Below are 10,462 nucleotides of genomic sequence, written 5' to 3' on the forward strand. Positions count from 1 at the left end.
GCGTGACCCCGAGCTCGGCCCGCAGCGTCCTCACCATCCGCACCGCGGCGGCCTTCTCCTCGTCCGAGTAGCGACGCGTCGTCGGCTTCCCATTCGCCAGTTCCTTCGGCATAACTCCATCCTCGTTTCCAAGGTCAGGAGCCTCCAACAAACTCAGGGCGCTTCAGCGGTCGTGTCCGGGCGCACTCCGGCCAAGGTCGCCCTCGGCTACGTGGTGGCCCAGGTGCTCGGGGCGCTGGTCGCGGTGGGCATGCTGTGGGCGGTGCTGATGACACTGATTGATGCCTCCACCACCGCCCAGGCCTTGGGGGCGGTGGCCAACGGCTACGGGGAGAACTCCACCTCCCAAGCCGGTTGGTCCACCGTGCTTCTGGTCGAGTTCGTGGCGACGACGCTGTTCGTCCTCGTGGTCCTGGGCTCGACAGCCCCACGGGCCAACGCGGTCCTGGCCCCGGTGGCGATCGGGGCGAGCTTCGCCTTCCTGCTCACCATCCTGGCGCCTTTCGACGGCGGGTCGCTGAATCCGGCCCGCTCCACCGGCACCGCGGTTATCGGGGGTGTTGAAAGCCTGTCTCAGCTGTGGCTGTTTTGGGTTGCCCCGTTGCTGGGGGGTCTGGTGGCGGGTCTGATCTACCGTGTGGTAGATCTGGGCCGCTCACCCCGCCGCGCCACCGTGCCGCCCGCCGAAGACGCCACAGCGAGCACCGACACCTCCATCGCCCCGGGAGCGTGAGGGAGCCGAGCGGTGTCTCGTCACGGGATGGTCCTACTCGCCATGGCGTCTTCTCGGAGCCTTCCGGATTAACCCGTGCCAGCGCAGGTCAGCCGGGCGCCGGCGCTGAGGACGGGTCGAGCAGAGTCCCCGGAAGGGCTGTATCCCATCTGGGACGCCTGGAATTTTCTGCGTTGGCGGGACGGTCAGGGAACACGCGTCAGTGACCGGTCGCCGTTTCTAGCCTGCGCATGGTCACTGGTCTGTGCATGGTCACTGGGCTGTGGTGCGCAGTGCTGGTGCGCTCCTGGCAGGTGGAGGCGAACGTCTGCTCCAGTGCGTTGTTCGGCGTGGTGGGTCACGAGCACGACGATGCGGTCGGACAGTGCTGAGCGCAGGTCGGAGATCAGCGAGTGGGCAGCGGGTGCGTCGAGGTGAGCGGTGGGTTCGTCGAGGAGCAGGACGTCGGCGCGGGTGAGCAGCGCCCTGGCGACGGCGATGCGTTGTCGTTGGCCTCCCGAGAGGCTCCCTCCGCTCGGGCCGACTGGTGTGTCCAGGCCCTGGGGCAATCCACCCATGAAGGACTCCAGGCCCACGCGGGTAAGGACCTCATGCATGTCCTCATCGGTGGGCCGATCGTTTTTCCCCCGGGCGAGCAGGAGGTTCCCGCGGATGGTGGAGTCGAACAGGTGTGCCTCCTGGGGGCACCAGGCGAAGCGTCGCCGCAGCTGCCGGGCGTCGAAGGTGGTGCTGTCGGAGCCGTTGACCTGCCATGAGCCCTCCGCGGCGGGCAAGTGGCCCAGGAGGGTCGCCAGCAGGGTGGATTTGCCTGAGCCGGAGGGACCTTCAACGACGAGCCACCGGCCCCGGCGCACGGTGGCCTGGAGGTGGCGGAATGCCGGGGCCGGCGCCTGCGGCCAGGTGACGGCCAGGTCGGCCAGCGTCAGCTCTTGGACCTGAGCCGGAACCAGCCCGGCGGGGGGCCGAGGTCGCTTATGGCGGGTGGTTGTGGCGGTGACGGCATGGACCTTGCGCAGCGACTGGGCCAGCGCGGGCCACTGCTGTACCGCATCGACCGCGCCGAGCAGCGGATCGATCAGGCCCAGGGGCAGCAGCACGAGTGCGGCGACGACCGGTGCGGAGATTGTGCCTGCCGCCCGGGCTTCGACGGTGGTTGCCAGCATGAGCACGGAGGAGAGGGAGCAGGCCAGCACCACGACGGCCTCGCCCAGGCCCCGCGCCCAGGCAGTGGACCGGGTTGCGGTGTCCGCGGACTGCTCGAGGTCGTCGAGCCGGGCGAGCATGTCCTTGGCTCGATCGTTGGCGCGCAGCTCGTCGGAGGCGGCGACCATCGCGGCGAAGCGGCGGATCACGCTGGAGCGCACGACGGTGAGGTGGCGGGCCGCGGATCGGTCGGCCAGCAGCGCCGCGACGGGCCCGGCGAGCAGCCCGCCGAGGACGGCGACCAGTAGCGTGGGCACCGCGCTGGGGCACAGGGCCATGACGGCGACGACAGCCCCCAGGGCGGTGCCGGCCCCGGCCATCGGTGGCAGCAGGACCCGGGGGGCCAGGTCGCGGACCCGGTCGGCGGCGTCGACCAGGTGCTCCAGGGCCGCCCCACCGGTGGCTAGGACCCGGGAGGCCAGGCCTCGGGCGGCCAGCCCGGCCCAGATCCGGGACCTGAGCTCGGTGGTGGCGGACAGGACGGCGTCGTGGGTGGCCAGTCGTTCGGCGTAGCGCAGCACGGCGCGGCCGATGCCGAAGAAGCGGACGCCGACGATGGCGACCATCAGGTACATGATTCCCGGCTGCTCGCTGGCGCGCACGATTAGCCAGCCCGACAGCGTGGTGAGGGCGGCGGCGAACAGGGCTGAGGCCGTCCCCAGGGCCGCTGCCCCCAACATGCGCCAGCGAGTGGAGGCGAGGAACGCCCTGAGCTCGCCCAACGCACCACCGGAGGTCTCGGCGAGTGAAGAAGTGAACGCCTCGCCCTGGCGATCGGAGGCCTGCTGCTCCTCCGGGGCGGTGGTTCCTGGCTGGCGATGCGCCCCCTCCCCGCGGGGGCTGGCGGGCTGCCCCAGGAGCACTTTCTGGTCGGCGAGGGCGGTGATCTCGGTTTCGTGGGAGGCCAGGATCACGGTGGTGGTGCCGCGCAGGTTGTCGATGAGGTTTCTGATGCGGTGCGCGTTGGTGGGATCGAGGTGGGCGGTGGGCTCGTCGAGGAGCAGCAGCCGGGCCCCGGCGGTGATGCGGACCAGGCCCCGGGCCAGGCCCAGGCGGCGCAGTTCCCCGGGGCTGAGTTGGTTCGGGTCCGCCTCGGCCAGCCCGGTCAGTCCGACTCGCGCGAGGGCGTGGTGGGTGGAAGCGGTGTCGTGGGCGTAGAGCTGGATCTCGTCGAGGACGGTCTCGCCGACGGTGTGGATGTGCTGAGGCACCCAGGCCACTGCAGCCGGATCGATCCCGTGGATGGTTCCTTTTTGGGCTTCGATGGTTCCGGCGAGGACCCCGAGCAGGGTGGATTTGCCGCTGCCGCTGGGGCCTTCGACGCTAGTGATAGTTCCGGAAGGGATTTCGGCGTCGAGACCGGATACTGCTGGGGAGGGCCGTCCTGGGTAGCGCACGACCACGCCACTGATTCGCACCGCGGGTGCCTGGTCCGCTGGGGTGTCCGGCTGGGGGTTGATCGTTGCGGGGTTCGATTCCGGTGGCGTCGGTCTGCGGATGTCGGGGGCCGGGGGCTCGGCGACGATCTCACGGGAGCAGTGCAAGGCTGCCATGCCGTCCTGGGAGGCGTGGAAGGCTGCGCCGAGGTCGCGGAAGGGGGCGAAGCATTCGGGGGCGAGGATGAGGGCAATGAGTCCCACCAGGAGGTCGAGGTCACCGTAGACGAGGCGCACGCCGACGAACACCGCCACGACGGCGACCGAGAGCGTGGCGATCAGCTCGAGCACGAGCGCGGAGAGGAACGCGGTGCGCAGGGTCACCATGGTTGTGTGCCGGTGCTGCTCGGAGACATCGCGCAGCGCCGCAGCCTGCTCCTCGATCCGTCCCAGGCCCACGAGGACGGGCAGTCCACGGGCGAGTTCGACCAGGTGGTGGGAGAGTCGTTGAAGGGCGGCGGAGGACTCCTCAGCCTTGTCCTGGGAGTGCAGCCCGATCAGTGCCATGAACACCGGAATCAGGGGCACGGTGAGCACGATGATGAGGGCGCTGACCCAGTCGGCGGCCAGGATCCGCGCCCCGACCAGCAGAGGCACGGTGGTGGCGGCGGTGACCGAGGGCAGCACGCGCGCGTAGTAGTCGTCGAGGGCGTCGAGGCCGATGGTGCCCACAGTGGTCGTGGCGCCGACGTCGTGGCCGCCCCCGGCCAGGAGGCGGGTGGCGAGTTCTCGGCGCAGCCCCCGCTTCGCCCGACCGGCGGCGCGGACGGCGACGACCTGGGTGGCCCAGGTGGTTGCGGCACGCAGCAGCCCGGCACCGACCCCGACCAGCAGAGCCCGTTGCCAGGCCGCCGTGTCATGAGCGATGACCCCGACGATGCCGCGGGCCAGGGCTTCGGCCATGCCGATCAGAGCCAGAGCCTTGAGCGCTCCGAGGAGGCCGAGGGTGAAGACTGTGGCAGCACCACCGGGGCCCAGCGGGGGACGTTTCATGCCTGCTGGTTCCCGTCCGTGCCCGTCCCCGGCACACCCTCACGTCGGGTACCCGCGGCGCGGCTCGGGGCAACGGCGGGAAGGACGGGGTGGGGGGCGGGAAGATGGCCGGTGGTCAGGCGCCGGCGGAACACCCAATAGCTCCAGCTCTGAGCGAGCATCACCGAGGGCAAGCCGATGGCCGCCACGACGGTCATGACCCCCAGGGTGTAGTCGCTGCTGGAGGCGTTGGCCACCGTCAGGTGGTGGGCGGGGTCGATCGTGGAGGGCAGGACCACGGGGTAGGCGTTGGCGAAGATTGAGGTAAGGCCGCAGAACAGCAGTGCGGCGGAGCCGGCGAAGGCGCGGCCTTCCCGGCCCAGGCGGGCGCTGGTCCACCCGAAGAGCGCGGCGACGACCGCGGCACCGACCAGGGGCCAGGTCCAGGCCTTGTCGTGGAGCACTTGAACGGCCAACACCCACACGGTGAGCGGCACCAGCGCGGCCGGGCCGAAACGGAGGAGGAACTGGCGGGCACGCACCCGGACCGGGCCCTCGGTCTTCAGTCCCAGGAAGGCCGAGGCGTGCACGAGGCAGAAACCGACCAGCGCCAGCCCACCGAGCAGCGCGTAGGGCGTGAACCAGGCGAAGGCCCCGCCGACGCGGTCGCCGTTGGCGTTCAGCGGCAGGCCCGTAGTGGTCAAAGCCAAGGCAGCACCGAGCCCGAAGGCGACCAGGAACGATCCCCCGCCCAGGGCCCGGTCCACCCACCGCCGCCACCGGTCGCTGTGGACCTTGCCGCGGTACTCGATGGACACCGCCCGGAAAATCAGCCCGACCAGGACGAACACGAAGGGGACGTACAGGGCAGAGAACAAGGAGGCGTACCAGTCGGGGAAGGCGGCGAAGAGCCCGGCGGCTGCGGTGATCAGCCACACCTCGTTGCCGTCCCACACCGGGCCGATGGTATTGAGCATCTGCCGGCGCTGGCGCTCATCGCGGGTACTGGTGAGCATGAGCATCCCCACGCCCAGGTCGAAGCCGTCCAGGAGGATGAACCCGGTCCACAGCACCGCGATGGCGATGAACCAGAGAGTGGGAAGCAGTTCCATGTCAGGGGCCGTTCTGTGGTCGTCGGGCTCAGTAGGCGAAGGCCAGCACGTCATCGCGCCGACCGGTCATGCCCTCGGGATGGGCGGGGTCATCTTCGTGGTGGGCGAGCTCGGGCATGGCCGAGGCGACCCCGCCGCGCACGTAGCGCACGAGCAACCTCGTCTCCACCACCAGCAGGACCGCGTAGATCAGCCCGAGGGTGATGAGGGAGAAAAGGATCTCCTCCCCGCTGACTCCCGGGGAGACGGCAGCGGCGGTGTACATGTACACCCCGTCCACACCACTGGGGTTGGGATTCGGGACGACCACGAACGGTTGCCGTCCCATCTCGGTGAACACCCACCCGGCAATGTTGGCCCCGAAGGGTGCCAGGATGGAGGCCACCGCCACCCACATCAAGGGCTTGGAAGCCGGGACGGTGCCCTTCCGGGTGAGCCACAGCGTCAGCGCCGCGAAGCCGGCGGCGAGCATGCCGAAGCCGATCATCAGGCGGAACCCCCAGTAGGTGACCTCCATTAGGGGCAGGTAGTCGATCTTTTGGCCGGCCCGTTCGCCGTACATGGGGTCTTCAGGCAGGTGGGTGCCGTAGGCGGCCTCGTACTGTGGGATGAGGGTGTTCACGCCCTTGACTTCGGTGTCGAAGTCCCCGTGGGCCAAAAACGACAGCAGGCCCGGGATCTCGATGACGTTGGTCACCTGGTCACAGTCCTGGGCTCCGAGCGGGCCCACGGCCAGCACCGAGAAGCTGGTGCCATCGTGGCAGGCCGCCTCAGCGGCGGCCATCTTCAGCGGCTGCTGGTCGAACATGAGCTTGCCCTGCAGGTCCCCGGTGGCGGCGACCCCGCCGAAGGCGACGGCGGCGACCACCGCACCGATGCGCAGGCTGGACAGCCACACCGCGTGGTCGACCCGGTCCCGCCCGGGAATATCGGCCCGCTCTCCCACGACCACGGCACCGGAGTCGTCGACGGTGTCGATGTTGTCCCGGCGGCGCTGCCACAGCTGGTACCAGGAAACCCCGATCAGGAACGCCGCGCCCACTGCCACCGCTCCGGCCAGGGTGTGGGAGTAGGCCACCAGGGCCGTGTTGTTGGTCAGCACCGCCCACACGTCGTTCATCACCGGGCGGCCGTCCACCATCTCCACGCCCACCGGGTGCTGCATCCAGGAGTTGGCGACGATGATGAAAAAGGCCGAGACCACGGAGCCGAGCACCGCGGTCCACAGCGTGGCCAGGTGCAGCTTCTTGGGCAGGCGGTCCCAGCCGAAGATCCACAGGCCCAGGAAGGTGGACTCGAAGAAGAAGGCGAGCAGGCCCTCCATCGCCAGCGGTGCGCCGAAGACGTCGCCGACGAAGCGGGAGTACTCGCTCCAGGCCATCCCGAACTGGAATTCCTGCACCAACCCGGTGGCCACGCCCATGATGAAGTTGATCAGGTAGAGCTTGCCCCAGAACTTCGTCATCCGCAGCCAACGCTCGTTGCCGGTGCGCACCCACATCGTCTGCATGAGCGCCACCAGCAGACCCAGCCCGAGCGTGAGCGGGACCATCACGAAGTGGTAGACGGTGGTGATCCCGAACTGCCACCGGGCGATCTCCAACGGATCCATGGGTTGTCCCCCAAGCCTTTTTACAGTGGTGTAGAAGTAGTTCTACGAGTCGTAGAACTACTTCTACACCACTGTAGAACACGTGGGTCGGTCCGCTAGAATCAGCTGGTGGCAACCAACGAATCGAAACGTGCAACCTCCTTAGGTGACCTGGAGCGATCCATCATGGAGATCCTCTGGCAGGCGGACACCCCCCTGTCGGCCTACGACCTCCAGGACCAGCTCCCCCTAGCCACCGACAGCGGTCGCCCCCGCGCCGCCACCACCGTGCTCACCGTCCTGTCCCGCCTGGAGCGCAAAGGCTTCGTCACACGGGAACGCACCTTCCGCCCCCACCGGTACCACGCCGCAGCGTCCCGCGAAGAGCACATGGCCTCCCTCATGCACGAGGTCCTCGGAACAGCCAACGACCGGGCCGCCGTACTCGAACGCTTCGTCGGGGGCGTCAGTTCCGAGGAGGCACAAACTCTGCGGCGCCTCCTCGACGACCACTGAGTCCATGTGATCAGCGCCTCGATCGGCCTCGCGGCATTTGCTCTCGCCCTGGCCTGGCCCGTCCCGATCCTTTTCTCGCACGCCAAGTGGCCGACCCGCGCCCCCGCCACCGCACTGGTGCTCTGGCAGGCCGTCGCCCTGGCCGGCGGGCTGTCGATGCTCGGGGCCTTGCTCACCTTCGGCCTGGCCCCTTTTGGGCCGGACTTGGTCACGGGCGGCATCAGCTTCGCCGCTAGCTTCTTGGGAGATCAGCCATGGGTGCCCGCAGGCCCGATGCACATCCTCGCGCTGTCCGGAGCAGTTCTGCTCGGCGGGCATCTGCTGCTGAACCTGATGGTCACGATTGTGCGCGCCGAACGCGATCGCCGGCGCCATGCCCAGCTGGTCCTGCTCCTGAGCACACCGTTGCCCGATGCCCCCGGCACCCGGCTCCTCGACAACCCCGCCCCTGTCGCCTACTGCCTCCCGGGGGCGTTCACCACGATGACCGTCCTCTCTGCCGGATTGCTGTCACTGCTCGATGAAAACGAGCTGGACGCGGTGATCGAGCACGAGAAGGCACATGCCACCCAACGCCATGACATCGTGCTGATGCTATTCCGCGCCTGGAAGGCTTCCCTGCCCTGGTTCCCCATCGCCGACCGCGCTCACCGCGAAGTCGGGCTCCTCGTCGAGATGCTCGCCGACGACCGCGCCCGCCGGAGCGTCGACGACCGTACCCTCGCCCGAGCCGTCGCCCTTGTCAGCACCGGTGGATCCGCTGCTCCCTCGCACCGCTTCCAAGGCACCTGGACAGGCGCGGCCCCTGCCGAGGACGCCCGTCATCGCATCCTGCGACTGGAGGCCACGCCCGTGCCGGCGGGACAAAAGGCAACAGTCATCGGCGCAGCCGCTGCGCTCATCATCGTGCCCACCATCTTGCTGCTCGCCCCCGGCCTCACCAATCTGCTCGACTGACCACAGGCGCGAACCACCCTGGCTGCCACGGCAACACCTGACCCATGACTCGGCGCCCTGACACCGAGATCTACCGCGTCACATGAGGTACATCAGCGCCACTTTGCCACCGATTCAGGAACCTCGAATCGGAGGGCGGCAGCTCTGCGCGTCATACAGCGTTGCGTGCCCGCACGACACCGCATTAACGGGAGCGAAGACGTATCCTCAGGAGGATTGTCCGTGCTCCTACGCGCACACCAATGTTTGATGCCTGCGGTCCGTTGCTCGATCTTTCCGTCGTTGCCCGCGACGTCCTGGGGGAAACACCATCATGCCCCGTGACTCCTCTCGCCGCCCTGCCAAGCCCGACCTCCGTCACCGCGCCTCCTCGCCGGTGAGCGCCCTCGCCGCGTTCTCGGCCCTCGTGGCGCTGAGCGTGGCCGTCAGCTCGGGCGTCACTCCGGGGGCCGGCGAAGAACGAGGGGCTGCCTTCGGGGTGTCGGCGGGCTCCTCGGCCTCCTCGGAGCGGTCGGACAGCGGGTGGAGCCTCTTCGCGTCAGGTCAGGAGCGGCAGCACCCTCCGGCGGCACCGTTGCGGCAGAACCGTTCCACCTCGCCCGTCCGTGACGGCGCCGCAGGCAACGGGTCCTGGCGCCAAGGCACCGGGCCGGGCGACGCCGCCCGGAACGCGGCCTCGACGGTGCGCCCGGGGCGACATGCACCGAGGCTGTACTCGGGCGAGCTTCCCGTCAACACCCTCATCGCCCCCACCACTCCCGGGGCCGTCCTGACCGGGGGAACCTTCGGGTGGCGGATCGCCCCCGATCGCGGCGACCGCGAGTTCCACAACGGCACCGACGTCTCCGCAGCCGCAGGGCTGCCGGTCGTGGCGGCCGCCGAGGGCGAGGTGACGGCCGTGTTCTGGGACGTCTGGGGCGGCAACCGTGTGGAGGTCACCCACGCGGACGGACTGAGGACCACCTATAACCACCTCGAGGACGTCAGGGTGGCCACCGGTGACCGGCTGGCCGCAGCCGAGCAGCTCGGTTCCGTCGGTGCCACCGGAACCCGAGTCACGGGACCAAACCTGCACCTCGAGACCTGGGTCGACGGGCAGGCCGTGGACCCCCAGTCCTTCGACTGGGTCGACGGTCTCCGCGTCATTCCCGCCTCCCGCAGCAAGTACTCCTTGGAGGTGCCCGTGCCGGCCCCCGTGGATGACGAGACCACCGCCAAGAAAAAGGCCGCCTCGGACGAAGAAGCTGCCGAGCAGAAGGCCGCTGCCACCAAGAAGGTCACGAAGGAGCCCCAACCCACGGCCGAGCCTTCCGCTCCTGCGAAACCCAGCCCCACACCGGCCCCTCCACCGTCAGCGGCGCAAAAGCCCACGGCCATCCAGACCAAACCCGTAAAACCCGCCCAACCGGCACCAGCTCCTGCCCCGCCCGGCCCCACAACGGCACCACCCCAACCGGCACCGTCACCGTCTGCGGACACTGGGAGCGAGAAGGAGCTCCTGCCCGGAGTGGCGCCCCGGGTTCCGGACACCAAACGGGACACCGATCGCGACGGCACCCTCGACATCAATGACACCGACCTCGACGGGGACGGCATCGACAACAAGGCTGACGACAACCTCGACGGCGATAAGTTCATCAATGAGGTTGATCCGGACATGGATGGGGACGGCCTGCTCAATGAGGAAGACCCGGACATCGACGGGGACGGCATCCTCAACGACAAGGATGAGGAACCCATACGCCCGGCACGAGTGGCGCCCGCCAAACCAACTCCCGAGACTGGTGTGCCCAGCGATCCTGTAGGGATTACGGCCCCTGCCGGGGGAACTCAGGCTGCTGGGACCTCGTCGGCCACCTGAAGCGCCCTGGGTCTGATGGAGACTCGCGCTATTTGATTCCGACCAGGTGTTCGCGGTCGGCTTGGACAGCATAGAACGCGT

At 68.9% G+C, this 10,462-nt stretch carries 7 protein-coding genes; 4 read left to right on the top strand and 3 right to left on the bottom strand.

All coding sequences use genetic code 11. The features are described from left to right. The first annotated feature begins 172 nt into the window (after positions 1–172). On the top strand, positions 173–733 hold the full coding sequence (locus tag AS25_RS00600) for an aquaporin (protein ID WP_019311288.1): 561 nt from the start codon (positions 173–175) through the stop codon (positions 731–733). 185 nt (positions 734–918) lie between these two features. Here the strand turns inward: AS25_RS00600 and cydD are convergent, their stop codons facing one another. From cydD to AS25_RS00615, 3 genes are read right to left on the bottom strand one after another with little or no spacing between them, the layout of a single operon-like run. Further along, positions 919–4,365, bottom strand: a complete 3,447-nt coding sequence (cydD, locus tag AS25_RS00605) for a thiol reductant ABC exporter subunit CydD (RefSeq protein WP_019311287.1) — start codon at positions 4,363–4,365, stop codon at positions 919–921. Beyond that, entirely contained in the window at positions 4,362–5,456 is a 1,095-nt protein-coding gene (gene cydB, locus AS25_RS00610) for a cytochrome d ubiquinol oxidase subunit II (RefSeq protein WP_035959399.1), read from the bottom strand. The genes cydD and cydB overlap by 4 nt, the downstream gene beginning before the upstream one ends. Positions 5,457–5,484: 28 nt before the next feature. Continuing rightward, positions 5,485–7,068 (bottom strand): cytochrome ubiquinol oxidase subunit I, encoded by a 1,584-nt coding sequence (locus AS25_RS00615; protein WP_019311285.1) that lies wholly within the window; start codon positions 7,066–7,068, stop codon positions 5,485–5,487. A gap of 108 nt (positions 7,069–7,176) precedes the next feature. Here AS25_RS00615 and AS25_RS00620 point away from each other — a divergent pair, with 108 nt between their 5' ends. The 3 genes from AS25_RS00620 to AS25_RS00630 all read left to right on the top strand — a co-directional run bounded on the left by AS25_RS00620 (position 7,177) and on the right by AS25_RS00630 (position 10,381). Next, positions 7,177–7,563 carry a BlaI/MecI/CopY family transcriptional regulator gene (locus tag AS25_RS00620; RefSeq protein WP_257879654.1) on the top strand — a complete coding sequence of 129 codons (387 nt, stop codon included), beginning with the start codon at positions 7,177–7,179 and terminating at the stop codon, positions 7,561–7,563. A gap of 6 nt (positions 7,564–7,569) precedes the next feature. After that, on the top strand, positions 7,570–8,520 hold the full coding sequence (locus tag AS25_RS00625; RefSeq protein ID WP_019311283.1) for a M56 family metallopeptidase: 951 nt from the start codon (positions 7,570–7,572) through the stop codon (positions 8,518–8,520). Between the two features lie 313 nt (positions 8,521–8,833). Continuing rightward, the gene (locus AS25_RS00630; protein WP_052160590.1) at positions 8,834–10,381 is read left to right on the top strand and encodes a peptidoglycan DD-metalloendopeptidase family protein; all 1,548 of its coding nucleotides are present in this window, start codon (positions 8,834–8,836) and stop codon (positions 10,379–10,381) included. The last annotated feature ends 81 nt before the right edge of the window (positions 10,382–10,462 follow it).

This window comes from Kocuria marina (genome assembly GCF_000786655.1).
Classification (GTDB): Bacteria; Actinomycetota; Actinomycetes; order Actinomycetales; family Micrococcaceae; genus Kocuria; species Kocuria marina_A.

Coding starts and splice junctions, on each gene's coding strand:
- AS25_RS00630 (WP_052160590.1), top strand. CDS start 8,834: ATGCCCCGTGACTCCTCTCGCCGCCCTGCCAAGCCCGACCTCCGTCAC.
- AS25_RS00615 (WP_019311285.1), bottom strand. CDS start 7,068: ATGGATCCGTTGGAGATCGCCCGGTGGCAGTTCGGGATCACCACCGTC.
- cydB (WP_035959399.1), bottom strand. CDS start 5,456: ATGGAACTGCTTCCCACTCTCTGGTTCATCGCCATCGCGGTGCTGTGG.
- cydD (WP_019311287.1), bottom strand. CDS start 4,365: ATGAAACGTCCCCCGCTGGGCCCCGGTGGTGCTGCCACAGTCTTCACC.